Below are 25,677 nucleotides of genomic sequence, written 5' to 3'. Positions count from 1 at the left end.
GACGGGGCGGGACGGCGTGCCCGCGCCGGAACGGCGCAGGGCCCGGGGATCGTGCTCCCGGGGCCCCTGCGCGCCCGGTGACACCGCGCCGGCGGGAGGCCGTGGTCTCGGCGGTCGCCCGCCGGCGCGAGGACGGTGTCCGTCGGACACCGCTGTGTCAGGTGGCCGGCGGCGTCAGCGGATGACGTCGTTCTCCAGGATCCCGGTGCCGGCCAGGGTCTTGGCCGAGGCGCCCGACGGCGGGGTCGGGTCGCCCAGCTGCGGGACGTGGACGGTCGGCTTGCCGGGCAGCTCGCCCTTGAGGAAGTAGGCGTCGAAGTAGGCGTCCACGGCCGCCGAGCCGCGGTGCACGATGCAGTGCGTGCGGTCGCCGTCCTGGACGACCAGGTGCGAGCCCTTGAGCCTGCGCTGCATCTCCAGCGCGCCCGCGTACGGCGTGGCCGCGTCGGCTGTGGACTGGAACAGCAGGATGTTCTTCGGCAGGTCCTTGGTGCGCCCGACGTCCACCGGCTTGCCGGCCTTCGCGGGCCAGTACAGGCAGGGGGCGTTGTACCAGGCGTTGCCCCAGGTCAGGAACGGGTGCTTCTTGTTGATCTTCTCGTTGTCGCGCTGCCACTTCTTCCAGCTGAGCGGCCACTGGACGTCGGTGCACTGCACGGCGTCGTAGACGGCGTAGCCGTTGTCGTCGGCGCCGCCGGTGGTCTGCGCGCCGAAGGTCTGCGCGAACGCGGCGGTGTTGCCGGCCTTGAGCGCCGAGAGCCCGGCGGCGTAGCCGTGCCAGACGGCCTGGCTGCGGCGGTACGCGGCGTTCTGGATGGTGTCGGTCAGCTCGTCCGGGCCGACGGCGAGGGTCTGGCCGCTGTCGGGGTCCTTGAAGTAGACCGGCTCGTTCTTGAGGTGGGCGCGCAGCCTGTAGAAGTACTGGCGGACGTCCGACTGCTTCGTGCCCAGGTGGTACACGGAGTCGTACTTGGCGATCCAGCCGAAGTAGTACTCGATGTTCTCGTCGAACGCGACGTCCTGGTTGAGGTTGGCGTCGTACCAGACGTCGGACGGGCCGACGTTGCCGTCGAGCACCATGCGCCCGACCTTCTTCGGGTACAGGGTCGCGTACGTGGAGCCGAGGTAGGTGCCGTAGGAGGCGCCGTACCAGTCGAGCTTCTTGTTGCCGAGGGCCTTGCGGATCGACTCGACGTCGTTGACCGAGTCGACCGTCTTGATGTGGTCCAGCAGCCCGATCTTGTCGGCCTTCTTGCAGGCGTCGGCGTAGCCCTTCGCCTTCTTCAGCCAGATGTCGACGGACTTGCGGTCGCCGGTGCCGTAGTCGGGCCGCGGGGCGTTGGTGTAGTCCGGGTCGCAGCTGAGCGCGGGGACGCTCATGCCGACGCCGCGCGGGTCGAAGCCGATGACGTTGAACGCCTCGCGCATCGGGGCGGAGTTCTGCGCGAACACGCGCGGGCCGAACAGCGCGCCGCCGCCGCCGGGACCGCCCGGGTTGACGACGATGTCGCCCTTGGCCGCACCCTTGCCCGTGTGGGGCGTGCGGGTGAGCTGCAGCGTGATCTTCTTGCCCTTGGGCTTGGCGTAGTCCAGCGGGACCTGGAGTTCCGCGCACTGCACGATCTTGGAGACCGGGTACAGCACGTCGTACAGGTCGTGCACCGTCTTCACGAAGTCCGCCGGGCAGGCGTGCCACTTCACCGCGGCGGGGTCGAACGCTCCCGCCGATCCGGCGGTCGGGCCCTGGGCCTGTGCGCTTGTGGCGCCGAGCCCGGCGAGACCGAGCCCGGCCGCTGCGGCCACGACAACGATCCTCTTCACATATCCCCCTAACGTGCCAACTCAAGTTGAGTCAGACATACGGGCAAATCGGTGAAGATTGTGGCGCCCCAGTCGAGCGTCCCGACAGAGCCCCCCACGAGTGGATGCCGAATCGTGACAAGATCAACGGAACCTCGTGATCGTCCTGGACGTTCCGGTTCCGGACACATCCCCACAGTGAACACAAAGCACGGCGGAAATGGACAGAAAAATGGACCCCGGGGTCACACCCGGGGTCCTCGTGTCGCGGCCGTCAGATCACGGCGCCGCCGTGCGCGTCAGTCCACAGCGCGCGTCAGCCCGCCGTGCGGATCAGCCGACGACGACTTCCGCGCCGGGGCCGGAGAGCGATCCGTCCTCGCCGATCTCGAAGCCCATCTCCTCGGCGATGCGCATCGCCTCCTCGATCAGGGTCTCGACGATCTGCGACTCGGGGACGGTCTTGACGACCTCGCCCTTGACGAAGATCTGCCCCTTGCCGTTGCCGGAGGCGACGCCGAGGTCGGCCTCGCGCGCCTCGCCCGGCCCGTTCACCACGCACCCCATCACGGCGACGCGCAGCGGGACGGGGAAGTCCTTGAGCCCGGCGGTGACCTGCTCGGCGAGCGTGTACACGTCCACCTGCGCCCGCCCGCAGGACGGGCACGACACGATCTCCAGGCCGCGCTTGCGCAGCCCCAGCGACTCCAGGATCGCCGTGCCGACCTTGACCTCCTCGACCGGCGGCGCCGACAGCGACACCCGGATCGTGTCGCCGATGCCCTCGGCCAGCAGCGCACCGAACGCCACGGCCGACTTGACGGTGCCCTGGAAGGCGGGCCCGGCCTCGGTGACGCCCAGGTGCAGCGGGTAGTCGCACGCGGCGGCGAGCCGCCGGTACGCCGCGATCATCACGACCGGGTCGTTGTGCTTGACGGAGATCTTGATGTCGCGGAAGCCGTGCTCCTCGAACAGCGAGCACTCCCACAGCGCCGACTCCACCAGCGCCTCGGGCGTGGCCTTGCCGTGCTTCTCCAGCAGCCGCTTGTCCAGCGACCCGGCGTTCACGCCGATCCGGATCGGGGTGCCCGCGTCCGCCGCGGCGCGCGCGATCTCGCCGACCTTGTCGTCGAACTTCTTGATGTTGCCGGGGTTGACGCGGACGGCCGCGCACCCGGCGTCGATGGCAGCGAACACGTACTTCGGCTGGAAATGGATGTCGGCGATGACCGGGATCGGCGACTTGCGCGCGATGGCGGGCAGCGCGTCCGCGTCGTCCTGCGACGGCACCGCGACCCGCACGATCTGGCAGCCGGACGCGGTCAGCTCCGCGATCTGCTGCAGCGTGGCGTTCACGTCCGCGGTGAGGGTCGTGGTCATCGACTGCACCGACACGGGGGCGTCGCCGCCCACCGGCACGCTCCCCACCATGATCTTCCGGGACCGGCGGCGGGGGGCGACCGGACCCGGCTCCCCTTCCCCGTCACCCTCGCCACGGACCGTCGGAATACCCAGTGAAACGCTCATCCCACTCCTCTGCATCGCCTCAGCTCACCCCGGAGGCGCCGGCCCCTACCAGCCTAGGCGTCCGGGACGGATGCGGTGACGGTGACCAGTACGCACTAGTGTGACCATACAAATACTATGCGTAAACATATTGGAATCATTGCGGCGGCCGGAGCGGATTGACCAGGTCCGCGAGGATCAGCAGCACCCCCAGCCCCACCAGCAGCAGCACGGCCAGGTAGGTGAGCGGCATGAGCTTCGTCATATCGACCGTTCCCGGATCCGGGCGGCCCCGGAAACGGGCCACACGCGCGCGGGCGCGCTCATAGGCGACCACGGCCAGGTGACCGCCGTCCAAGGGCAGCAACGGCAGGACGTTGAGCGCCCCTAGGAAGATGTTCACCGAGATGACCAGCGACAGATACAAGGTGAGCTTGTCGCGCGTGGTGCTCTCCGAGGAGAAGATCTGCCCGGACACCTCCGTCGCTCCGACGACGCTGCCGACCTGCCCGCCGGGCGTGCTCTCGCGCTCCGGCGTGAACAGCTTGGGGATCGCGGACGGGAGGTCGACCAGGACCTTCCCGATACCGGCGACGGTGGTGCCGATGGCGCGTCCGGCGAACGCCGCGGCGTCCACGGGGCCCTCCCGGGTGTACCCCTCGCCGACCGTCCGCGCGGACATGCCGAGGAACGGCCGCCCGTCCACCTTCGCCAGGCGCACCGGCAGCGTCAGCGGCCGGGACGTCCCCGGCCGCAGCACCACCACCGGCACCGTCCGCCCCGGCGCCGCGTCCGCGATGGCCGCGCGCAGCTCCGCCCAGTCGGCGACGCGGACGCCGCCGAAGGAGACCACCCGGTCACCCGCGCGCAGCCCGGCCGCGGCCGCCGGGGAACGCGTCCCGCCGCCGGCGCAGTCGTCCTGGACGTGCTCGGGCACGCAGGCCGTGACCTCGTCCACCGTCGTCGTGACCGAGCCGGGATCGCGGACGCCGACCGTCATCGCCATCGCCATCAGCAGCACGAACGCGAAGGCGAGGTTCACGACGACCCCGGCGCCGATCACGACGGCGCGCCGCCCGGCCGGCTGCCGGTAGAACGCGCGGTCCCGGTCGGCGGGGTCGATCTCCTCCAGCGGCGTATAGCCGACGATCTTCACGAAGCCGCCCAGCGGGATCGCCTTGACGCCGTACTCGGTCTCCCCCCGGCGCCACGACCACAGCGTGGGGCCGAACCCGACGAAATACTGGGTGGCCTTCATCCCGAACCGCTTGGCCGTGAGGAGGTGCCCGCCCTCGTGCAGCATCACCGACACCAGCAGCGCGACGACGAAGGCGACGGCGCCGAGGAGAAAGGCCATCCGAGCCCCCAGGGATCCCCGGGGCGCTCCCGGGGTCAGTCCAGTCCGGTCAGTTCCCTGGCCCTGGCACGTGCCCACCCGTCGGCGGTGAGGACGTCGTCCAGAGTCAGCTCCGCTGACATGCCCGAACCGTTCCCTTCTATACGGTCGCCCGCACAGTGCTCGTCCACGACCCTGGTGACGGTGTCGACGATCCCCAGGAAGGGCAGCCGTCCCGCGCGGAACGCCTCGACGCACTCCTCGTTCGCCGCGTTGTAGACGGCGGGCACGGTGCCGCCCAGCCCACCGGCGCGGCGCGCGAGCGCCACCGCCGGGAACGCCTCGTCGTCGAGGGGGAACAGCTCCCAGGTGTGGGACGCCGTCCAGTCGACCGCGGGCGCGGCGTCGGGGACGCGGCCGGGCCAGTCGAGGCCGAGCGCGATCGGCAGCCGCATGTCGGGCGGGCTCGCCTGGGCCAGCGTGGACCCGTCGGTGAACTCGACCATCGAGTGGATCACCGACTGCGGGTGGACCATGACCCCGATCCGGTCCATCGGGACGTCGAACAGCAGGTGCGCCTCGATGACCTCCAGGCCCTTGTTGACCAGGGTCGCGGAGTTGATCGTGATAACGGGCCCCATGTCCCAGGTCGGGTGGGCCAGGGCCTGCTCGACGGTGACGTCCGCCAGCTCCGCGCGGCTCCGGCCGCGGAACGGGCCGCCGCTCGCCGTCAGCACCAGGCGCCGCACCTCGTCCGCCCGCCCGCCGCGCAGGCACTGCGCGATCGCCGAGTGCTCGGAGTCGACCGGGACGATCTGCCCCGGACGCGCCCGTCCCCTGACCAGCGGGCCGCCCATGATGAGCGACTCCTTGTTGGCCAGCGCCAGCGTCCGCCCGGCGTCCAGCGCCGCCAGGGTGGAGGCCAGGCCGAGCGCGCCCGTCACCCCGTTCAGCACGACGTCGCACTGCCACGCGGCCACGTCGGCCACCGCGTCCGGACCGGCGACGATCTTGGGGATGGCGTACTCGCCGGCCGCGTAGCCGCGGCGCTTGGCCTCGGCGTAGAAGGCGAGCTGCAGTTCCTGCGCCGCGGACGCCTTCGCCACCGCGACGATCTCGGGCCGGAACTCCAGTGCCTGCTCGGCCAGCAGGCCGACCCGGCCGCCGCCGGCCGCGAGCCCGGTGACCCGGAACCGGCCGGGGTTGCGGCGGACCACGTCGAGCGCCTGGGTGCCGATGGAGCCGGTGGAGCCGAGCACGACGATCTCGCGGACGGCGTCTGAGGGAGACATCACCCGTCCATTGTCGGGTATCGGCGCGCCCGTCCCGGGAGTCCGCCCGGGACACCGGGGCCGCCCGCCCTCACCGCAGCAGCGGCAGCCGGAGGACGAAACGGGCACCGTACATGCCGTCGGCGACGTACAGGCGCCCCCCGTGCGCCATCGCGATCTGCCGGGCGATGGCCAGGCCGAGGCCGCTGCCCCCGGCGCCCCGGTCGCGCGCGGAGTCCAGCCGCGCGAAACGCTCGAAGACGCGGTCGCGGTCGGCGGGCGGGATGCCGCGCCCGTCGTCGCGGACCTCGACGACCGCGTCCGACCCCTGGGCGCGCACCTCCACCTCGATCATCGCGGCGGCGTGCCGCTCGGCGTTGCCGAACAGGTTGACCAGCACCGTGCAGAGCTGCGACCGGTCGGCCTCCACCCGCACGCCGCCCTCCACCTTGGCGGCCAGCGCCACCGGCGGCGTGCGCCGGGCGAGCTCCTCCTCCACCAGCGCCGCGAGGTCGACCTCCTCCAGGTCGGGCACCTCCCCCGAGTCGAGGCGGGCGAGCGAGAGCAGGTCCTCCACGATCCGGTGCAGCCGCTCGATGTCGCGCACGGCCTGCCGCAGGGTGTCCGGCAGCTCGCTGTCCTCGGGGTCGGCGAGGGCCAGCTCGATCCGGGTGCGGAGCCCGGTGAGGGGGGTGCGCAGCTCGTGCGAGGCATCGGCGATGAACGCCCGCCGCTGGAGCGCCGAACCCTCCAGCCGCGCCAGGACGGCGTTGACGCGGGCCGCCAGCCGCGCGATCTCGTCCCCACTGGACGGCACCTCCACCCGCCGCGCCATATCGGACATGCTGATCTTGAGCATCTCCGACTCCAGCCGCGCCACCGGCCGCAGCAGCCGCCCGGTGGCCCACCAGACGCCCCACCCGTACAGCCCGAGCGCCACGGCGCACAACCCGGCCATGCTCCCCGCCAGAGCGACGTCGTGGCCCGGCCCGACGAGCACGCGGAGCACGACCGCCGTCACCGTCACGGCGGCCGCCAGCAGAGTGCCGATCACGCCCATCGCCTCGCGCGTCACCCGCGCCCGCGCGGAACGCGGCTTGGACGACCGGGCGCGCGGCGATGCACCCCGGACCGACATGTCTCCTTTGTACGCAGTGAGCGCCCAAAGAACGGCAAAGGGGCCCCTCACGGGGGGCATAGCCCTAGACGATCTTCAGTGGCACGCCCTCGCGAGAGCCTTTGCCGCCCCTTGCACCTGCCGTACCAGGGACAACAACCTCCCCCGCCTATAAAGGGAACCTACGTGAAGTCGACTCCCGCCAAGGGGATGGACACATGGCCCAGACGGACGAGCCGACGATCGACCCCGCCCCGCTGACCCACGCTCAGCGCCTCGGCGACGCCTGCGTCGTCTGCCGCAAGAAGTGGCCCCGGCCACGCATCCGCGTAGGCCGCCTCCCGGACACCTCCGCAGTATTCGCCTGCGAAGACTGTGTTCCTGTGTCGTCCTCGGCGGTCGGGCCCTGGAGGCCCTCCCTTCAACGGACAACACGGCGATCGCTGCATCACTCCGACTCGCCTTAGAAGGCTCGCTCTTCTTATCTGTGTTGTCCTCGGCGGTCGGGCCTTGAAGGCCCTCCCTTCAACGGACAACACGGCGATCGCTGCATCACTCCGACTCGCCCTAGAGGGCTCGCTGCGCGATCAAGTTCTCGCACGCTCGAACCTGGCTTCGCACGCGATCGCTCTGCTTACTGTGTCGTCCTCGGCGGTCGGGCCCTGGGGGCCCTCCCTTCAACGGACAACACCGCGATCGCTGCATCACTCCGACTCGCCCTAGAGGGCTCGCTGCGCGATCAAGTTCTCGCACGCTCGAACTTGGCTTCGCACGCGATCGCAACGTGGCGGTTTGCTTCTGGCTGGGGTTACTACACCCTGTGGCTGGTGCGATCAACTGTTGTGCGTGGTCGTGCCGTTCTACTGCTTGGTTGACTGGATCCAGACTCTTGTCCAGTCGGCGTAGTCGGTGCAGTCGTGCTTGCCTGTGGGGCGGCCGTTCGGGGCGCACTCCTTGGTGGGGGTGTGGGCGAAGATGACCTTCTCCAGGTAGGCGCGGTCGCCCACGTGGTAGGCGTTGCAGAAACCGGGCTTGAGGCGGTCGCCCGCGCACGCCTGGGGGTTGGCGGGGGCCACACCGGTCCACTCGGCCACCTGCTGCTGGACGTCGGGAGAGGCCGTCCACTGCAGCCACTGGTACATGCAGTTGGGGTGCTGGACGCGTGCGCCGATCATCCAGGCGTCCATCCAGCCGGTGACGCCCTCGGACGGGACGACGCCCTGGACGGGTTTGGACGCGCGGGTGAGCACGTCCACCTGGTAGGGCCACGCCTCGCCGAGGACGGCCTCGCCACCGGCGAACGCGCTGACGGCGTCGGCGGGCAGCTCCCAGTACTTCTTGACGTGCGGGCGCTGCCCGGCGAGGGCGCGGCCCGCGGCGGCCAGCTGGCGGGCGTTGAGGGAGTACGGGTCGGTGATCTTGAGCTTGCGGTTCCTGCCCTTGAGGTAGAGGGCGGCCTCCGCGATGGACAGCGGGCTGTCCCGGACGACCAGGCGGCCGGAGTAGCGGCGGGCCTGGGCGGGGTCGAACAGCGCGGCCCAGCTCGACGGCGGCTGGACGACGCGCGTGTCGTACATGAGGAGGTTGGAGCCCCAGACGTAGGGGACGCCGTAATACTTGCCGCTGCGCTTGAGGAGGGCCCGCAGCCTCGGCTCCAGCTTCTTGTAGCCGTCCACGAGGTTGGTGTTGACGGGGGTGACCTCACGGTCGGCGATCAGCTGGCCGGCGACCTCGGGCGGGGCGGCGACGCCGTCGTAGCGGCGGTCCTTGTCGTGCATGAGGTCGGTCATCTCCCGCGGGGTCTTCACCACCCTCCAGGCGACCTTGCAACCGGTGCGCTTCTGGAAGGGGGTGACCCAGTCGACGCGGGGATCGCTGCTGCCGCTCTCGACCGCGCCGGGCAGGGTGACGAGGTTCAGCGAGCCCTCGCCCGGGCCCAAGGTGCTGACCACCTTGACGGTCCCGACCGGCTCATCGTCGGAGCTGCAGGACAGCAGGCCCGCCACGCCGAGGACCGTGGCCACCGCCAGCGCCGTGATCGCCTTGGCCGTGGCCGTCAGCCGCATGTCGCTCCGTCCGCCGTGCTTTCCCCGTCGGCGCAGCGTAGCGCCTTCGGTGGGGCGGGACGGGCCGTAACCCGCGCGGACGCCGGAACGCGTCGGCCGGAACCGCCATTCCCGTCAGGACGGAGGGCGGCGGACGAGCCCATCGCCAGTGGGCCGGAAGTTTTCCACCGGTCGGCGGATGAATGGCGCGGCATTACAAAGATCACGACTGCGGCGAGCCATTCGATGCAATTTTCGCCGTAGGGATTCCGGACTGCTTCTTAAGGGGGATACGCCACGGCCCCGGGGGCAGTGGGTGCTGGCGTCCGCGCCACACACGGAGGTTTCTGGAGAGGGATGTGGCGCGGGCTACTGCCTTTCCCGGGGCCGCGGCGGCACCGGCGGACGTGGCGAGGTTGGGGAACAGCGGATCACCTTGCAGTGCTGCCTGGCCACGCGACCGCCGGAACCCGGCGGAACGGCGTCGGTGTGATGCCCTCGAGACGGAGGAGGTTCGAGGGACGGCGCGCGTCCAGCCGGGGGTCGCGGGACGGCCATGGGCCGTCGTCGATCATGGGGGGTCCTGGTGCGGCGTACTCCACCACCTCGATCCGTGCGATGAGCAGCTGCGGGGTGTCGGCCTCCAGGAACTCGCGGGAGCCCGTGCCGCGGGGCGGCAGCGCCCACCAGTGCCGGGTGTACGGGCCGAACCATATGGTCCAGCCCGGAAATCGCCTTCCGAGCGCGTCGACCTCTGCTGCGTGGTCGTCGGCGGACATAGCGCGGCTCCCTGTGCCGACCCGGGTCACGATCCTGACTGCGAACCCTGACCTTTATTAATTCGCGGAAATGAATTGCCTTAGTAAGAGTGTGTCGCCCGTCACAGGGTCAGTCAATAGACGTTGCTATTATTTATGCAGGGCGAATGGACGAAAATTGACGACGGAAAGCTCCGTTCGGTGGAAATTGTCGTACCCGGTGGGACCAGCCCGTTCTCACCCTGGGCCCACCGCGGCTCACGCCCGGCAACCCCCCGTTCACCGGCGGGCCACGGCAGGCGCCTACCGTGACCGTCCTGCCGATCAGGACGACCGAGGACCAGCGAGGCGGAGCACGCGTGCCCTCACGGCTTTTCGCGGCCTTTGCTGCGATCTGGGGTTTTCGCCCCGTTCTGCGTCATGGACCGTTCCTCGTCGCCCTGGCGGGCGGGGCCCACCTGCGCTGGACGGCGGTGCGCGCCTACCCGCACGGCCTGTGGTTCACCGGCGACTCCTACTTCTACCTGGGTTACGCCCTGCATCCCACGCCACCTGCCAGCAAGACGCTCGGCTACTCCCTCATGCTCCGCCTGATGGAGCCCCTGCACAGCCTGACGGCCGTCGTGGTCGTGCAGCACGTCATGGGGCTGGCGATCGCGGCGATGGCGTACGCGGTGCTCTGCCGCGCCCGGCTGCCCGCGTGGGCGGCGGCCATCGTCACGCTCCCGGTCCTGTTCGACGCGTACCAGATCGAGCTCGAGCACCTGCTGATGTCGGAGGCGCTGTTCACCTTCCTCATCGCGGCCGCGTTGACCCTGCTGCTGTGGCACACCGGCGGCGGGTGTCCGGGCCCCGCCTGGTGGGCGGCGCTCCCCGCCGGCCTGCTGCTCGGCTACGCCGTCCTCGTCCGGTCGGCGGGCGCCCCGCTGATCCCGGTGATCCTTCTTCTGCTGCTCCTGTACCGGCCGGGCGGGCCGCCGAGGCTGCTGCCCCGGCTGCTCCCCCGCTCCCGGCCCGCGCTGCTCCCGGTGTCGGCGTTCGGCGCGCTCGCGGCCGTGCCGCTTGTCGCCTACGCGCTGTGGTTCCACGCCGAGCGCGGCACCTACGCCCTCACCACGTCCGACGGGATCTACCTGTGGGGCCGGACGGCCGGTTTCGCCGACTGCGCGAAGATACGCCCTCCGGCGGACGAGCAGGGGCTGTGCCTGGACGCGGCGTCCAGGGCGGAGAAGGACCCGCCGGGGCACCTCATCTGGCGCGCCGACATCCCGCCCCGGCAGCGGTTCTCCAGCGTCGTCTCCCCGGAGGCCAACGCCACGCTGCGGAGCTTCTCGGTCCACGCGATCCTCGCCCAGCCGGGCGACTACCTGCGGGCCGTCGGCGAGGGCATCGGCATGGCCTTCGGGACGGGGCGCCATCCGCATCCGACCGCCGCGACCGAGGGCCTGTACCACTTCCCGGACAGGCCGCAGCTCTTCCCCGGCGGGCGGAGCTGGACGGGCGGCGGCACGGCCCTGGCGGACGCGATGCGCTACGGCCGCACCGACGAGCCGAGCCGGGTCGTCCAGCCCTACGCCGACCGCATGATCGGCTACCAGGGGCGGTACGGCCTCCCGGGCCCGGCGCTCGCCGCCGCGTTCGCGGCCGGCGGCGCCGGGGTGCTGCTCGCGCGGCGGCGGCGCCGGGAGGTGCTGCTGGCCTGGGGGACGGCCGTGACCCTGCTGGTGTTCCCCATCGCCAGCGCCGACTTCGACTACCGCTACGTGGTGCCGCCAATGCCGTTCGCGTGCCTGGCGGCCGGCCTCGCCCTGTCCGCCCTCCGCGCCCGCGGCGACGGGCCTGGGCGCGGCGTCCCGGACGCGGAGGAGGAGGACGAGGAGAAGAGCGTCAGCCGTTGGTGGGGAAGCCGAGGTTCACGCCGCCGTGACTCGGATCCAGCCACCGTGCCGTGACGGCCTTCGTCCGCGTGTAGAAGTGGACGCCCTCCATGCCGTGCGCGTGGCTGTCGCCGAACAGGGAGTCCTTCCAGCCGCCGAAGGAGTAGTACGCCATCGGCACCGGGATCGGGACGTTGATCCCGACCATCCCGACCTCCACCTCGTTCTGGAAGCGGCGTGCCGCGCCGCCGTCGTTGGTGAAGATCGCGGTGCCGTTGCCGTAGGGATTGGCGGAGATCAGCTCCATGGCCTCCTCGTAGGAGCCGGTCCGCACGACCGACAGCACCGGGCCGAAGATCTCGTCCTTGTAGGCGTCCATGTCGGGGGTGACGTGGTCGAGGACGGACGGGCCGAGCCAGAACCCGTCCCCTCCGCCGCCGGTCACGGGCGTCCCGCGGCCGTCGATCGCGAGGGTGGCGCCCTGGGCGACGCCGCTGTCGAGATAGGAGGCGACCTTGTCGCGGTGCTGCCCGGTGACGAGCGGGCCCATGTCGGACGCCGGGTCGTCGCCGGGGCCGATCCGCAGCTTGGCGACGCGCTCGCGGACCTTGGCCAGCAGCTCGTCCGCGACCGGCTCCACGGCGACGACGACGGAGATCGCCATGCAGCGCTCCCCCGCCGATCCGAAGCCCGCCGACACGGCCGCGTCGGCGGCGAGGTCGAGGTCGGCGTCCGGCAGCACCACCATGTGGTTCTTCGCGCCGCCGAGCGCCTGGACCCGCTTGCCGTTGCGCGCCGCCGTCTCGTAGATGTAGCGGGCGATCGGGGTGGAGCCGACGAAGCTGACGGCCTTCACGTCCGGGTGGTGGAGCAGCCCGTCCACGGCGGCCTTGTCGCCGTGGACGACGTTGAACACCCCGTCCGGCAGGCCCGCCTCGGCCCATAGCTCGGCGATCCGCACCGACGCCGACGGGTCCTTCTCGGACGGCTTGAGCACGAACGTGTTCCCGCACGCGATCGCGACGGGGAACATCCACATCGGCACCATCGCCGGGAAGTTGAACGGCGTGATCCCGGCGACGACGCCGAGCGGCTGCAGGATCGAGTACGCGTCCACGCGGGTGGAGACGTTCTCGGAGAAGCCGCCCTTGAGCAGGTGCGGGATGCCGCAGGCGAACTCCACGACCTCCAGGCCGCGGGCCACCTCGCCCGCCGCGTCCGAGACGACCTTGCCGTGCTCGGAGGAGATGAGCCGGGCGATCTCGTCGCGGTGCGCGGTCAGCAGCTCGCGGAACCGGAACAGCACCCGCGCCCGCTTGCTCAGGGACGCGTCGCGCCAGGCCGGGAACGCCGCCTTGGCCGCCGCGACGGCGGCGTCGACCTCGGCCTCTGAGGCGAAGTCGACCGTCCCGGCGACGCGGCCGGTGGCGGGCTCGTAGATGTCGCCCCGGCGGTCGGAGCCGCCGTCGAACGGCTTGCCTCCGATCCAGTGGGTGACGTGCTTGCTGGGAGTCGGGTCGGTCACGATGTCGCGGCCTCATTCACGGCTTCGAGGGATGCGGTCAGGATGCCGAGGCCCTCGGCGGCCTCGGCGTCGGTCAGGGTCAGCGGCGGCGCCATCCGCACGACGTTGCCGTACAGGCCGCCCTTGCCGACCAGCAGCCCGCGCTCGCGGGCCGCCTCCATCAGCGCGGCGGCGAGCGGGGGGGCCGGCTCGCCGGTGGCCGGGTCGGCCATCTCGATCGCGAACATCAGCCCCTTGCCGCGCACCTGCCGGACCACGGGGAGCCCGGCGGCGGCACGTTCCAGGCCGCCGATGATCGTCGCGCCCTGCCGGGCCGCGTTGGCCTGGAGGTCGTGGTCGAGGACGTAGTCGAGGGTGGCGTTCGCGGCGGCCATCGAGATCGGGTTGCCGCCGAACGTGGACAGGCCCACCGCGTGCAGAGCGTCCATCAGCTCGCCGCGGGCGACGACGCCGCCGACCGCGAACCCGTTGCCGAGGCCCTTGGCGAAGGTCATCATGTCCGGCGTGACGCCGTGGTTCTGGATGCCCCAGAAGCCCTGTCCCGTCCGTCCCCAGCCGGTCTGGACCTCATCGGAGATGAACAGGGCGCCGAACTCGTCCAGAACCTCCTTGTAGGCGGCGAACAGCCCGTCGGGGGCCATCGTGAAGCCGCCGACGCCCTGCATCGGCTCGGCGATCAGCGCGGCCACGTCCCCGCCCGTCGCGGTCGCGAGCACGTGCCGCAGGTCCTGGACGCAGACGTCGATGTACGTCTCGTCCGACATCCCGGCGAACTGCGGGAGGTGGCGGTCGGCGCCGTGCAGGAAGTGGGCGTTCAGCGGCGAGTACGGGATGTTCGTCCAGGCCCGGTTGCCGGTGACGCCGATCGCGCCGAAGGAGCGGCCGTGGTAGCTCTGCCGCATCGCCAGCACCTGGTCGCTGCGCCGCGCGTAGGCGGCCAGCAGCAGCGCCGTCTCGTTCGCCTCGGTCCCGGAGTTGGTGAAGAACACCTTCGCGTCCGGGATGCCGGACAGGCGGGCGATCTTCTCGGCCAGCTCGACCTGCCCGCGCAGCAGGTAGGCGGTCGAGGTGTGCACGACGCCGGTGGCGATCTGCCGCTCCACCGCGTCCCGCACCTCGGGCACGTCGTACCCGATCATGTTCGTGAGGATCCCGGTGAAGAAGTCCAGGTACCCGCGCCCTTCGGCGTCGGTCACGCGGTTGCCCTTGCCGCCGACGATCTCGATGGGGTCCTCGTAGTTGAGCGCCAACCAGGACGGCATGACCGCCTTGTGGCGCCGGAGCAGGTTCGCGTGTTCCGACATGCCCCAAGTCTCATCTGCCGGGCCCCTCCAGGGCCACCGGCAGAGTGTCAGGACCGGGACCGAAGGTTTGACGGTCTGCCGGTGAGGAGGCCCCCGGATATCATCGCGGCTGATGCTGCCTACTCTCGACGACGTGCTCCAGCTGGACGCGGTCCGCCGCGGCAAGCCGCGCGTCGTCGCGGGCGCGGACCGCACCGGGAACCGGGTCCGCTGGGTGCACGTCGCCGAGGTCACCGACATCGCCCACCTGCTGCACGGCGGCGAGCTGGTGCTGACCACCGGCATCGCGCTCCCGGACGAGCCCGACCGCCTGCGCGCCTACATCGGCGAGCTGGCGGAGGTCGGCGTGAGCGGGCTGATGATCGAGCTGGGCCGCCGCTACGCCAGCGTCCTGCCGCCGGCGCTGATCTCCGCGGCCGAGGACCACGGCCTGCCGGTGATCGTGCTGGCCCACGAGCCCGCGTTCGTGGACATCACCGAGTCCGTGCACGCGCGCATCCTCCAGGACCAGTTCGCCGAGCTCCGCGCGTCCGAGCAGCTCCACGAGATCTTCACCCAGCTGTCGGTCGAGGGCGCGTCCACCGACGAGGTGGTCCGGCAGGTGGCCGGGCTCGCCGGGCATCCCGTGGTGCTGGAGAACCTGTCCCACCAGGTGCTGGCCGCCGACGCCGACGGCGGCGACCCGTCGGAGCTGCTGTCGGCCTGGGAGACCCGCTCGCGCGCCGTCCATCCCGGGCAGCGCACCGGCTTCGACGAGACGTCCGGCTGGCTGGTGACCACGGTCGGCGCCCGCGGCGAGGACTGGGGCCGGCTGATCATCGTGCTCGGGTCCCCGCCGTCGGCCCGCGAGACCGTGCTGATCGAGCGGGCCGCCACCACCCTCGCCCTCGGCCGGCTCCTGGACCGGCACGCCGAGAGCGTCGAGCGCCAGGCGCACGGGACGATCATCACCGGCATCCTCGCGCACGCCTACTCCGACCCGCAGGAGGCCGCCGCCCGCGCCCGCGCGCTCGGCGTGCCGCTCTCGGGCCGCCGCCTCCTCGGCGTCGTGCTGCGGCACCGCGGCCCCGGCACGTCCGCCCCGCCCGTCGCGGAGCTGGCCCAGCTCGCCGAGACGGCCGCCGCCGCCTGCAAGGACGCCCGCCTCGCCGCGCTCGTCGGCGTCCTGGACGAGGGCGGCCCGCACGCCCGCGTCGGCGTCCTGGCCTCCCTGCCCGCCCGCGCGGACGTCGAGACGGTCCTGAAGGAGGTCGCCACCCGCATCCGCAAGCGCCCGGGCGGCGACACCGTCATGGCGACCGGCTCCGTCGTGGACTCGATCCGCGACGTCCGCCGCTCCTTCCTGGAGGCCGAGCAGGTCGCCGACGTCGCCTCCCGGGGCTCCGGCGGCCGCCTGTTCTACCGCCTCCCCGACCTGCGCCTGCGCGGCCTCCTGCACCTGCTGCGCGACGACGCCCGCGTCCAGACCTTCGTCGAGCGCGAGCTCGGCCCCCTGCTGTCCTACGACGCGCAGCGCGGCAGCGACCTCACCCGCATCCTGGAGCTCTACCTGGAGTCCGGCCGCAACAAGGCCGTCGCCGCGCAGCTCGCCCACCTGTCCCGCCCGGCGTTCTACGAGCGCCTCCGCCGCATAGAGCGCGTCCTGGACGCCGATCTGGACGACGTCGAGTCCTGCGTCTCCCTCCACGTCGCGCTTCTGGCCCTCAGCTCCGTCCGCTGGGAACGCCCCTGAGACCGGCCTCGGCAGGGGCTTCGACGCCGCCCCCATCGAGATCCGCCCAGTTCTGACCGGTGAAGGCCCTCTCCCAGGGACGCCGGGGCGCCTACGCTTTCGACCATGACCGACGCGGCGCTGCACGTCCACCGGTACGGAGACCCTTCGGGGCCGCCGCTGATCGCCCTGCACGGGGTCACCGGGCATGGGGGCCGGTTCCGGAGGGTCGCCGAGGACCATCTGGCGGACCGGTCCGTCCTGGCGCCCGACCTGCGCGGGCACGGCCGGTCACCGCACGAGCCGCCGTGGACGGTGGAGCGGCACGTGGCGGACGTCCTCGCGCTCATGGACGCCGAGGGCGTCGGGCGGGCCGACCTCCTCGGGCACTCCTACGGCGGGATGATCGCCCTGCACCTGGCGCGGACGGCGCCGCGGCGGGTGGGCAGGCTCGTCCTGCTGGACCCGGCGATCGGCCTTGACCCCGCGGCGGCGGCCGAGAGGGCCCGCGGCTACATGTCCATGGAGTCCTTCGCCGACGTGGCCTCGGCGCGGGCGTCGCTGGCGGCGCGGTGGCCCGGGGCGTCCGAGGGCGTGCTCGACGACGAGGTGACCGAGCATCTGGCCCGGTGCCGGGACGGCCGAATGCGCTGGCGGTACGAGACCGCCGCCGTCGTGACCGCGTACTCGGAGATGGCCCGCCCGCACCTGCCGCCGCCCGCGGACGTCCCCACGCACCTGGTGATCGCGACGCGCGCCGACCTGGTGCGGCCCGGGTTCGTGGTGGAGTGCCGCACGGCGCTCGGCCCCCGCCTGGCCGTGTCGGAGATCGAGTCGGGGCACATGCTGTTCGTCGACGCCCCGGACGAGACGGGCACGCTGGTCGGCGGCTGGCTCGCGTCCTGACGACGCGTCCCCGCGCCGCCTCCGGCCGCCCTCCGGACGGGCGTGACCTTCCAGCCTCGTTCCGCCGGGGCTCCTGGTCAAGCGGCGGATTCCGGCCGCGGCCAGAGGGAGTGCATAGCCGTACATAGGCGGCTTAGGGGGCACAAACAGGAATGTGAGACTTCGTGGGTCCGTGCGCACGTTCGGGGTCGAGGAGGAACTGCTGCTCGTCGACCCCGACAGCGGCGCGCCCCAGGCCGTGTCGGGCTCGGTCATCCGGTGGGCGCGGCGGCACGAGGACCTCGCGCTCGCGGGCGGGCGGCGGACCGAACCACCCGACACCGAGCTCCAGCGCGAGCAGCTGGAGATCGTCACACCGGTCTGCAGCACCCTGGACGAGCTGTCCGCGCACATCAGGTCGGCGCGGCTGGCGGCGGCGCGGGCGGCGGCCGGGGCGGGCGCGGCGGTGGCGGCCCTCGGCACCTCGCCGGTCGTGGTGCGGCCCTCGCTCACCCCGACCCACCGCTACCGCCGCATGTCGGACACCTACGGGCCCACCGCCGACGAGCAGCTCACCTGCGGCTGCCACGTCCACGTCGGCGTGGAGTCGCCCGAGGAGGGGGTCGCCGTGCTGGACCGGATCCGGCCGTGGCTCCCATCACTGTTGGCACTGAGCGCCAACTCGCCGTTCTGCCAGGGGGCCGACACCGGTTACGACAGCTGGCGCCAGCAGCTCTGGGGGCGCTGGCCCTCCAGCGGCCCGACCGAGCTGTTCGGCTCCGCCGGGGCCTACCGGACGACGATCGAGGCGATGCTCGACAGCGGCGCGCTGGTCGACGAGGGCATGGTCTACTTCGACGCGCGGCTGTCGCGGCGGTACCCGACCGTCGAGATCCGGGTGGCGGACGTCTGCCTGGACGCCGACGACACCGTGCTGATGGCCGCGCTGATCCGGGCGCTGGTGGGCACCGCCGCCGACGCCTGGCGACGGGACGAGCCGCCCGACCCCGTCCGCACCGACCTGCTGCGCCTAGCGACGTGGCGGGCCAGCCGCTCGGGGCTGCGCGGCGACCTCGTCCACCCGCTGACCCGCCGCACCGCCCCGGCCCGCGCCGTGGTGGCCGCGCTGCTCACCCACCTGTCGCCGGCGCTCGAACGGTCCGGGGACCTCGGCGCCGTCCGGCACCTGCTGGGCGCCCTGCTCGACCGGGGGAACGGCGCCCGGCTCCAGCGCCTCGTCCACGCCCGCACCCGCGACGTCACGTCGGTCGTCTGCGACGCCGTCCGGCACACGGTGATGTTCGGGGGCGCCTGAGCGCCCCGCCCGGGCCGTCACGGAGCGCGCGGGCCGGCCTTCGGCTGGTGGATCTGGGACCGAGGGGGCGGCGCTCCCCGGTCGCGGCGGCCAGCGGCGGGCTGGGCCTGGCCGCCGCGCGAGCACTGGTGGACGAGGGCGCCGAGCGGTCCTGCTCTGGGTCAGCGGCCTGCTCTAGGCCGCCGGCCGGGTCCTGCGCTGGAAGGGAAGGTAGCGGTCGGCGCGGCGGGGGCGGGCGAGGAGGCCGGTGGACTCGACGGCCAGGACGCGGTCGAAGCGGAAGGCGCGCACGCCCCGGCGCATCCGGCACCAGCCGACGAGGTACCAGTGGTCGCGGTGCACGAGGCAGGTGACGGGCTCGACCTCGCGGATCGTGACGTTCGCGCCCGCGTCGCCGTAGCAGAGCCGGACGACGCGGTGCTCGGTGATGGCCGCGGCGATGACGCGGGCCCGGTCGGAGGTCGAGGCGTCCAGGGGCTCGGTGAGGGTGGCCAGGGTAGCGGTGACGACGTCGTCCTGCGCGGCGTCGTCGAGGAGGGTGCGCAGGGCGCGGCGCGCGGTGGTGGCCTGGGGGCCGGCGCCGAGGTGCGCCAGGGAGAGCGCGAGGGCGGCGATCTCGGCGGTGGTGAGCGCGGTGTCGGGGTGCGTCGCAACGTTCGCCATGGTTCGATCATACGTTCGAGCACCGACATTGTGGAGCTTCCGCGAGGGTCATGTGACGCAGCGCGACAGCGTCCTGGGCCCCGGCCTTGAGCCGATGGTGGCGCATGGGGAAAACTGATCCCCAAAACGGGCTCTACACGGGGGAATCGGGGGCGGACTTGGGTCGGTTGCGGGGTCGGCTTGAATGAGAGGGAGCGCCCGCCGATGAGCCGGGACGAGGCCGACCGGGCCCTGGCGCATCTGCGGGACGAGAAGGAGCGCATCGGTTCCGCCCTGCTGGAGCTGGAGGACCACCCGGGGTACCGGCTGCTCAAGGGAGCGGCCGTGGACGGTGAAACGCGGCGCGTCCAGGCCGGTGTGCAGTCCCGCGTGTCGGAGCTGTGGGCCCTGTTCGACCTGTACGGGCGGGTGCTCGGCGCCGCGGAGGAGCTGAGGGCACGGCAGCCCAGACCGGGCCAGGAGCAGCTCGCGCGGCTGACGTGGCTGCTCGCGGGTCCCTCGGTGGAGCTGCCCGCCGAGGAGGTCCCGCTGGAGCGGCGGACGCTGCTGTCCGCCCCGTCCGGCGAAAGGCTGACACTCCAGGCCGCGGTGGAACGGATGACTCCGCTGTACGAGGAGGCCGCGCGGTCGGTCGCCGCCGTGGACGCGGTCTGGTCGGCGCTGCTGTCCAGGCTGGCCGAGGTCGAGGCCGAGCGGCGGGCGGCGGTGGCGCTGCGGGAGACGCTGGGCGGGGCCGACCCCGGGCTCGACGGCCTGGTCGCGGAGCTGGCGGCGGCCGCCGCGGCCGTCCGCTCCGATCCGATGGGCCTGACCAGTGACGGGCGCGCCGACACCGCGCGGCTGGACGCCCTGCACGCCTCGCTCACCGCCGTCCGGCGCGGGCTGGAGGAGGCGGACCGGCTGCGCACCGGATTCGACGACCGGATCCGCGGTGTCGCGGACGTCCTGGAAAGGCTGCGCGAGGCCGAGGCGGAGGCGCTCGCCCGCCGCGACGCCGTCATCGCCAAGATCGCCGCACCCGCCGTGCCGGAGGTGCCCGTCGTCTCGGCCGCTCTCGCCGACCGGCTCGCCGCGCTGCGGCAGGGCGGTGCCTGGGACGCCCTCGCCGAGCGGGTGACGGGCCTGGAGCGTGCGGCGGACGCCGCGCTCGGCGAGGCGCGCGACACCGCCCGCGTGATCCAGGGGCTGCTGGACAGGCGCGAGGAACTGCGCGGCCGGTTGGAGGGGTACCGGGCGAAGGCCGCCAGGCTCGGCCTCGCGGAGGACTCCGGGCTGGCGGAGATCTACGAACGTGCGCGCGGGCTGCTGTGGTCGTCGCCGTGCGATCTCAGGAAGGCCACCGTGACGTTGTCGGATTACCAGAAGACCATCACCTCGCGGACGAAGGGAGCGGAGCGTTGAGCCAGTGCACCGCGCCGGGCTGTACCGGAACCATCGACGGCGGCTACTGCGTCGTATGCGGCATGTCGGCCGCGTCGAGCCCGCCTCCCCCTTCCTCCGCCGGCCCGTCGGCGCCGTCCGCCTGCGCCCAGCCGGGCTGCACGGGCACGATCGTGGACGGCTACTGCGACATCTGCGGCTCTCCCCCGGTGGTGAGCGCCTCGGCGAACGCCCCCGCCGCGCACGTCCCGGCCGCGCACGTCCCGGCGCCGAGGCCCCCGGTGACCACTCCGCCCGCGTCGGCACCGGACGGCCGATGCCGTCAGGGGGGCTGCTCCGGCACCGTCGTGGACGGCTACTGCGACGTGTGCGGCTCACCGCCCTCGGCCCAGGCGTCCTCGGGCGCGACCTCCGGCGGCACGGTGGGCAGCGGTTCCACCGGCTCCACCGGACGGACGGGCAGCACGCGCACCGGGTCCTCGCGCTCGTCCGGCCGCCGCGGGATGCTCGGCGCCGGGCTCGTCGAGGTGCCTCGCGTCCCGTACCGGGACCCGTCCACGGCGGTGATGCGCGATCCCCAGGTCGCCGAGGGCAAGCGCTTCTGCAGCAGCTGCGGCGAGCCCGTCGGCCGCAGCCGCGGCGACAGGCCCGGCCGGACGGAGGGCTACTGCCCGAAGTGCCGCGCCGCGTTCTCCTTCACGCCGAAGCTCGGCCCCGGCGACCTGGTCGGCGGCCAGTACGGCGTGCTGGGATGCCTCGCCCACGGCGGGCTCGGCTGGATCTACCTGGCCAAGGACAGGAACGTCAGCGACCGGTGGGTGGTGCTGAAGGGCCTGCTGGACAGCGGCGACGCCGACGCCATAGAGGCGGCCAAGGCCGAGCGCGCCTTCCTCGCCGAGGTCGAGCACCCCAACATCGTCAAGATCTACAACTTCGTCGAGCACGACGGCGACGGCTACATCGTCATGGAGTACGTCGGCGGGCAGTCGCTCAAGGACATCCTGCTCCAGCGGCGCAGCGACTCCGGCGAGGAGGCGCTGCCGGTCGCGCAGGCCATCGCGTACGCGCTGGAGGTGCTGCGCGCGTTCGACTACCTGCACGCGCAGGGCCTCGTCTACTGCGACTTCAAGCCGGACAACGTCATCCAGTCCGAGGAGCAGCTGCGGCTCATCGACCTCGGCGGCGTGCGGCGGCTGGAGGACCAGGACGGCGCCATCTACGGGACGGTCGGCTACCAGGCCCCCGAGATCGCCGACGTGGGCCCGTCCATCACCTCGGACCTGTACACGGTCGGCCGGGCGCTGGCCGTGCTCAGCTTCCCGTTCAAGGGCTACACCCGGGCGTACGCCGACAGCCTGCCTCCGCGCGCGGAGGTGCCGCTGCTCCAGCGGTTCGAGTCGTTCGACCGGTTCCTGCGCCGCGCCACGCACAAGGACCCGGCGCAGCGGTTCCAGGACGCGGCGGAGATGGCCGAGCAGCTCACCGGCGTGCTGCGGGAGGTGCTGGCGGCCGAAGACGGCGTGCCGCGGCCCGCGCCGTCCACGCTGTTCGGACCCGAGCGGTTCGCCGCGGGCGCGGCCGGAGCGGCCGGCGACCCGGGCGGGCCGGGCGACGGCACGGCGGCGCTCCCGCCCGTCCCCCCGGCGACGGCCGCCGCGGCGCTGCCGGTGCCGCTCGCCGACCGGGACGACCCGGCCGCCGGGTTCCTGGCCGGGCTGACCGCGCTGGACCCCGAGCAGCTCGCCGCCGCCATCGCGACCGCCCCGGAGCGGACGCACGAGGTCCGCCTGGCGCTCGCCCGCGTGAAGGTCGAGCTGGGCGCGTTCCAGGACGCGGCGGCCCTCCTGGACGAGCTGGCCCTGGAACGTCCCGACGACTGGCGGATCGAGTGGGCCCGCGCGGTCGCGATCCTCGCCGAGGGCCGCGTGGACGAGGCCGGCGCCCGCTTCGACCGGCTCTACCAGCGGCTGCCCGGCGAGGCGGCGCCGAAGCTGGCGCTCGCCTACTGCCGCGAGCAGAGCGCCCCGGCGGAGGCCGTCCGGCTGTACGAGCTCGTCTGGCGCACCGACCAGAACTACATCGGCGCGGCGTTCGGCATCGCGCGCATGCACCTGGCCGCGGGTGACCACGGCGGCGCCGTGGCCGCCCTCGACTCGGTCCCGGAGACCTCCATCCGGTACGTGCCGGCGCAGATCGCGGCGGTCGCCACGGCGGTGCGGGGACGTCCCGCCGCCGACCTCACCGCGGCCGACCTCGTCGCCGCGGGCGACCGGCTCACCGGCCTGCGCCTGGACGGCGAGCGCCGCGACCGGCTCGCCGCCGAGGTGCTGGAGGCGGCCCTGGACTGGCTCGTCGACGGGCCCGGCGCGGGCGGGGGGACGCGCGGCGGCGCGCTGCTCGGCGCCCAGCTCGCCGAGGCGCCGCTGCGCGGCCTGCTGGAGCGGACCTACCGGGAGCTGGCGCGGCTCACCCGCGATCGCGACGAGTGCCGGCTGCTCATCGACGCCGCCAACACCGTCCGCCCGAGGACGCTGCTGTGAGCGGCGAGCAGGCGGGCGCCAAGCCGGCGGAGCTGTCGTGCCCTGGATGCGGCGAGATCGTGTACGCCGGGGAGCGGTTCTGCGAGGAGTGCGGGCACCGCCTGGACGGCTCCGCGCCCGAGACCGCGCCGGGCGCCCTCACGCCGGCGTCGCGCGCGGGCCTGACCATGAGGCAGGGCTCCGCCTCGACCCGTCCGCGCCGCGTGGCGTCCGCCGGGCCGTGCGCCGAGTGCGGCGGGACGGCGATCGACGGCGACGGCTACTGCGAGACGTGCGGCCTCCGGCAGCCCGCCGGCCGCGACCACGTCGAGATCGAGCTGCCCGCCCCCGCGACGGCGCCCGGGTCGGCGAACGGACGGCGGCGCGTCGCCGCCGCGGGCGTCAGCGACCGGGGGCTGCGCTACCCGCGCAACGAGGATGCGATCGCGCTCGTCCGGCACGCCTCCGGGATCGCGGCCGTGGTGTCGGACGGCGTGGGATCCTCGCCGCACCCCGAGGACGCCTCGCGCAGGGCGGCCGAGACCGGCGCCGCCGAGCTGGCGGCACTCCTGGACGCCGGTACGGACGCCGAGGACGCCACCCGCACCGCCGCGCTGAAGGCGGCCGAGGCCGTCGCCGCACTGGCGGGATCGCCGCATGAGGCGCCGTCGTGCACGTACGTGTCGGCGGTGACGCGGGACGGGTCCCTGACCGTCGGCTGGGTCGGCGACAGCCGCGCCTACTGGCTGGCACCGGCCGGGCCCGGCGGGACGGACGGCGACGGCGACGGCGACGGCCCCGACACCGCGGAGTTCGCCCTGTCCGACATCGACACGGCCGACCTCGACACCGGCGACATGGGCGCGCTGGGTCCCTCCCGGCAGCTCACCGAGGACGACTCCTGGGCGGCGATCATGGTGGCGCAGGGCGCGCTGACCGAGGCCGAGGCGGAGGCGCATCCGAACGCGCACGTCATCACCGCCTGGCTGGGCGCGGACGCCGAGGAGGTCCTCCCGCACGTGGCGACGTTCCGCCCGTCGGGTCCGGGCACGCTGCTGGTCTGCAGCGACGGCCTGTGGAACTACTTCCCGCGGGCCACCGACCTCGCGGCGCTGCTGTCCGGGCCGGCCGCCGACCCCGCCGCGGACCCGTCCGCCGACCCGCTCGGCACGGCCCGGGCGCTGGTCCGCCACGCCCTCGACGCGGGCGGGCGCGACAACATCACGGTCGCCGTGATCCCCGTCCCGCCTCCCCTCCCGACCCCGAGCCCCCCGACCCCCGAGCCCGGAGCATGACCGATGAGCGACCAGCCGCAGTTCACGATCAAGATCGACCAGAACAAGTTCCTGCCCGAGGGCGGCCGTGAGGTGCACGCCATCGTGTCGGTGGAGGCGGACTCCCCCGGCGGCGGCGGGCCGGCCGCCGCGCCGTCCGCGGACGCCTCCGAGGTCATCATCATCGACACGTCGGGGTCGATGTCCTATCCCGACACCAAGCTGCGCGCGGCCATCGCGGCGGCCCAGACCGCGGTCGACACGCTCCGCGACGGCGTCCACTTCGCCGTCGTCTCCGGCTCCAACAACGCCGCGATGGTGTTCCCCCAGCAGGGCGGGCTCGTCCCGGCGGGCGAGGAGACCCGGCGGCTGGCGAAGCAGGCGCTGAGCGGGCTCCGGGCGTCCGGCGGCACCGCGATCGGGTCGTGGCTGCGGCTGGCCGACCAGCTGTTCGACGCCCGGCCGGGCGGCATCCGGCACGCGATCCTGCTGACCGACGGCAAGAACCAGCACGAGTCGCCGGAGGAGCTCGACGCGGCCCTGACCCGCTGCGGCGGCCGGTTCGTCTGCGACTGCCGCGGCGTCGGCACCGACTGGGAGGTCGCCGAGCTGCGCAAGATCTCCTCGGCGCTGCTCGGCAGCGTGGACATCATCGCCGACCCGGCCGGGCTCGTCGCCGACTTCCAGGCCATGACGCAGGCCGCGATGGGCAAGGCCGTCGCGGACGTCGCGCTGCGCGTCTGGACGCCGCAGACGGCGAAGCTGCGGTTCGTCAAGCAGGTCATGCCGTCGGTGGAGGACCTGACCGTCCGGCGCGTGGAGTCCGCCCCGCAGGCGGGCGACTACCCGCTGGGCGCGTGGGGCGCGGAGAGCCGCGACTACCACGTCTGCGTGGAGGTCCCGCCCGGCGACGTCGGCAAGGAGCTGCGCGCCGCCTGGGTCAAGCTCGTCGTGCCGGGGGCGCCCGGGGAGGAGGCGCAGGTCCTGGCGACGGGGAACGTGCTCGCCCAGTGGACCGACGACGAGGCGCGGTCCACCCGGATCAACGCGCGGGTCGCGCACTACACCGGGCAGGCCGAGCTCGCCGCCGTCATCCAGGAGGGGCTCCAGGCCCGCAAGGACGGCGACGTCGAGACCGCGACCGCGCGGCTCGGACGGGCCGTCGTGCTGGCGGACGAGGCGGGCAACGACGCCATCACCGCGATGCTGCGCAAGGTCGTGGACGTCGTCGACCCCGCCACCGGGACCGTCCGGCTGAAGCGGAACGTGGACAAGGCCGACGAGATGCAGCTCGACACCCGCTCCACCAAGACCGTCCGGACCCGCAAGGACGAGACGGTCCATACCCGGCGGGACGAGACCGTGCACACCCGCCGGGGCGAGGGCTGAGC

17 protein-coding genes and 2 pseudogenes are annotated in these 25,677 nt (G+C 73.1%); 8 read left to right on the top strand and 11 right to left on the bottom strand.

The genetic code is table 11. From position 1 onward, the window contains the following. Positions 1–174: 174 nt before the first annotated feature. From AGRA3207_RS31880 to AGRA3207_RS31845, 8 genes and pseudogenes are all read right to left on the bottom strand, one after another. Positions 175–1,821, bottom strand: coding sequence for an alpha/beta hydrolase (locus AGRA3207_RS31880; RefSeq protein ID WP_231330830.1), 1,647 nt, complete (start codon positions 1,819–1,821; stop codon positions 175–177). A 312-nt stretch (positions 1,822–2,133) separates the two neighbouring features. Beyond that, positions 2,134–3,327: a flavodoxin-dependent (E)-4-hydroxy-3-methylbut-2-enyl-diphosphate synthase gene (gene ispG, locus AGRA3207_RS31875; RefSeq protein WP_231330829.1), complete on the bottom strand. Its 1,194-nt coding sequence runs from the start codon at positions 3,325–3,327 to the stop codon at positions 2,134–2,136. Positions 3,328–3,463: 136 nt separating this feature from the next. Beyond that, positions 3,464–4,663 (bottom strand): M50 family metallopeptidase, encoded by a 1,200-nt coding sequence (locus AGRA3207_RS31870; protein WP_231330828.1) that lies wholly within the window; start codon positions 4,661–4,663, stop codon positions 3,464–3,466. A gap of 35 nt (positions 4,664–4,698) precedes the next feature. Then, positions 4,699–5,934 (bottom strand): 1-deoxy-D-xylulose-5-phosphate reductoisomerase, encoded by a 1,236-nt coding sequence (gene dxr, locus AGRA3207_RS31865; RefSeq protein WP_231330827.1) that lies wholly within the window; start codon positions 5,932–5,934, stop codon positions 4,699–4,701. 70 nt (positions 5,935–6,004) lie between these two features. Further along, positions 6,005–6,385 (bottom strand): annotated as a pseudogene (locus AGRA3207_RS40500) (sensor histidine kinase); the annotation flags it as partial. A gap of 126 nt (positions 6,386–6,511) precedes the next feature. Continuing rightward, positions 6,512–6,772: pseudogene (locus AGRA3207_RS40495) on the bottom strand (histidine kinase dimerization/phospho-acceptor domain-containing protein); the annotation flags it as partial. A gap of 1,118 nt (positions 6,773–7,890) precedes the next feature. Further along, a complete protein-coding gene (locus AGRA3207_RS31850) occupies positions 7,891–9,096 on the bottom strand; it encodes an extracellular solute-binding protein (RefSeq protein ID WP_231330824.1) in 1,206 nt (401 codons plus the stop codon). 410 nt (positions 9,097–9,506) lie between these two features. Continuing rightward, entirely contained in the window at positions 9,507–9,854 is a 348-nt protein-coding gene (locus AGRA3207_RS31845) for a hypothetical protein (RefSeq protein WP_231330823.1), read from the bottom strand. A gap of 338 nt (positions 9,855–10,192) precedes the next feature. On the opposite strand from AGRA3207_RS31845, the gene AGRA3207_RS31840 reads away from it, so the two are divergent. Further along, on the top strand, positions 10,193–11,785 hold the full coding sequence (locus AGRA3207_RS31840) for a phospholipid carrier-dependent glycosyltransferase (protein ID WP_231330822.1): 1,593 nt from the start codon (positions 10,193–10,195) through the stop codon (positions 11,783–11,785). Here AGRA3207_RS31840 and AGRA3207_RS31835 read toward each other — a convergent pair. After that, positions 11,721–13,235 (bottom strand): CoA-acylating methylmalonate-semialdehyde dehydrogenase, encoded by a 1,515-nt coding sequence (locus tag AGRA3207_RS31835; RefSeq protein ID WP_231330821.1) that lies wholly within the window; start codon positions 13,233–13,235, stop codon positions 11,721–11,723. The genes AGRA3207_RS31840 and AGRA3207_RS31835 overlap by 65 nt on opposite strands. Continuing rightward, positions 13,232–14,539 (bottom strand): aspartate aminotransferase family protein, encoded by a 1,308-nt coding sequence (locus AGRA3207_RS31830; protein WP_231330820.1) that lies wholly within the window; start codon positions 14,537–14,539, stop codon positions 13,232–13,234. Before AGRA3207_RS31830 ends, AGRA3207_RS31835 begins: the two co-directional genes overlap by 4 nt. A 112-nt stretch (positions 14,540–14,651) precedes the next feature. Between AGRA3207_RS31830 and AGRA3207_RS31825 the strand changes: the two genes are divergently transcribed. The 3 genes from AGRA3207_RS31825 (at position 14,652) to AGRA3207_RS31815 (ending at position 18,450) form a co-directional block, all read left to right on the top strand. After that, the gene (locus AGRA3207_RS31825) at positions 14,652–16,271 is read left to right on the top strand and encodes a PucR family transcriptional regulator (protein ID WP_231330819.1); all 1,620 of its coding nucleotides are present in this window, start codon (positions 14,652–14,654) and stop codon (positions 16,269–16,271) included. A 105-nt stretch (positions 16,272–16,376) separates the two neighbouring features. Next, positions 16,377–17,156, top strand: coding sequence for an alpha/beta fold hydrolase (locus tag AGRA3207_RS31820; RefSeq protein WP_231330818.1), 780 nt, complete (start codon positions 16,377–16,379; stop codon positions 17,154–17,156). A 172-nt stretch (positions 17,157–17,328) separates the two neighbouring features. After that, positions 17,329–18,450: a glutamate--cysteine ligase gene (locus AGRA3207_RS31815; protein ID WP_231330817.1), complete on the top strand. Its 1,122-nt coding sequence runs from the start codon at positions 17,329–17,331 to the stop codon at positions 18,448–18,450. A gap of 174 nt (positions 18,451–18,624) precedes the next feature. Here the strand turns inward: AGRA3207_RS31815 and AGRA3207_RS31810 are convergent, their stop codons facing one another. Then, positions 18,625–19,113: a helix-turn-helix transcriptional regulator gene (locus AGRA3207_RS31810; RefSeq protein WP_231330816.1), complete on the bottom strand. Its 489-nt coding sequence runs from the start codon at positions 19,111–19,113 to the stop codon at positions 18,625–18,627. A gap of 204 nt (positions 19,114–19,317) precedes the next feature. On the opposite strand from AGRA3207_RS31810, the gene AGRA3207_RS31805 reads away from it, so the two are divergent. The 4 genes from AGRA3207_RS31805 to AGRA3207_RS31790 all read left to right on the top strand — a co-directional run bounded on the left by AGRA3207_RS31805 (position 19,318) and on the right by AGRA3207_RS31790 (position 25,675). Beyond that, entirely contained in the window at positions 19,318–20,514 is a 1,197-nt protein-coding gene (locus AGRA3207_RS31805) for a hypothetical protein (protein WP_231330815.1), read from the top strand. 482 nt (positions 20,515–20,996) lie between these two features. Continuing rightward, on the top strand, positions 20,997–23,033 hold the full coding sequence (locus AGRA3207_RS31800; RefSeq protein ID WP_420830923.1) for a serine/threonine-protein kinase: 2,037 nt from the start codon (positions 20,997–20,999) through the stop codon (positions 23,031–23,033). After that, the gene (locus AGRA3207_RS31795) at positions 23,030–24,307 is read left to right on the top strand and encodes a protein phosphatase 2C domain-containing protein (protein WP_231330814.1); all 1,278 of its coding nucleotides are present in this window, start codon (positions 23,030–23,032) and stop codon (positions 24,305–24,307) included. Before AGRA3207_RS31800 ends, AGRA3207_RS31795 begins: the two co-directional genes overlap by 4 nt. A 3-nt stretch (positions 24,308–24,310) precedes the next feature. Further along, positions 24,311–25,675, top strand: coding sequence for a vWA domain-containing protein (locus tag AGRA3207_RS31790; protein WP_231330813.1), 1,365 nt, complete (start codon positions 24,311–24,313; stop codon positions 25,673–25,675). Positions 25,676–25,677 lie beyond the last annotated feature (2 nt).

The organism is Actinomadura graeca (assembly GCF_019175365.1).
GTDB lineage: Bacteria > Actinomycetota > Actinomycetes > Streptosporangiales > Streptosporangiaceae > Spirillospora > Spirillospora graeca.
The sequence above is the reverse complement of the archived record's forward strand: the minus strand, read 5'-3'. Positions and strand labels throughout refer to the sequence as shown.

Excerpts from the sequence above, each read along its gene's own strand:
- AGRA3207_RS31825 (WP_231330819.1), top strand. The coding sequence starts at position 14,652 with ATGCTGCCTACTCTCGACGACGTGCTCCAGCTGGACGCGGTCCGCCGC.
- AGRA3207_RS31810 (WP_231330816.1), bottom strand. The coding sequence starts at position 19,113 with ATGGCGAACGTTGCGACGCACCCCGACACCGCGCTCACCACCGCCGAG.
- dxr (WP_231330827.1), bottom strand. The coding sequence starts at position 5,934 with ATGTCTCCCTCAGACGCCGTCCGCGAGATCGTCGTGCTCGGCTCCACC.
- ispG (WP_231330829.1), bottom strand. The coding sequence starts at position 3,327 with ATGAGCGTTTCACTGGGTATTCCGACGGTCCGTGGCGAGGGTGACGGG.
- AGRA3207_RS31870 (WP_231330828.1), bottom strand. The coding sequence starts at position 4,663 with ATGGCCTTTCTCCTCGGCGCCGTCGCCTTCGTCGTCGCGCTGCTGGTG.
- AGRA3207_RS31850 (WP_231330824.1), bottom strand. The coding sequence starts at position 9,096 with ATGCGGCTGACGGCCACGGCCAAGGCGATCACGGCGCTGGCGGTGGCC.
- AGRA3207_RS31805 (WP_231330815.1), top strand. The coding sequence starts at position 19,318 with ATGAGCCGGGACGAGGCCGACCGGGCCCTGGCGCATCTGCGGGACGAG.
- AGRA3207_RS31820 (WP_231330818.1), top strand. The coding sequence starts at position 16,377 with ATGACCGACGCGGCGCTGCACGTCCACCGGTACGGAGACCCTTCGGGG.
- AGRA3207_RS31800 (WP_420830923.1), top strand. The coding sequence starts at position 20,997 with ATGCTCGGCGCCGGGCTCGTCGAGGTGCCTCGCGTCCCGTACCGGGAC.
- AGRA3207_RS31845 (WP_231330823.1), bottom strand. The coding sequence starts at position 9,854 with ATGTCCGCCGACGACCACGCAGCAGAGGTCGACGCGCTCGGAAGGCGA.
- AGRA3207_RS31830 (WP_231330820.1), bottom strand. The coding sequence starts at position 14,539 with ATGTCGGAACACGCGAACCTGCTCCGGCGCCACAAGGCGGTCATGCCG.
- AGRA3207_RS31790 (WP_231330813.1), top strand. The coding sequence starts at position 24,311 with ATGAGCGACCAGCCGCAGTTCACGATCAAGATCGACCAGAACAAGTTC.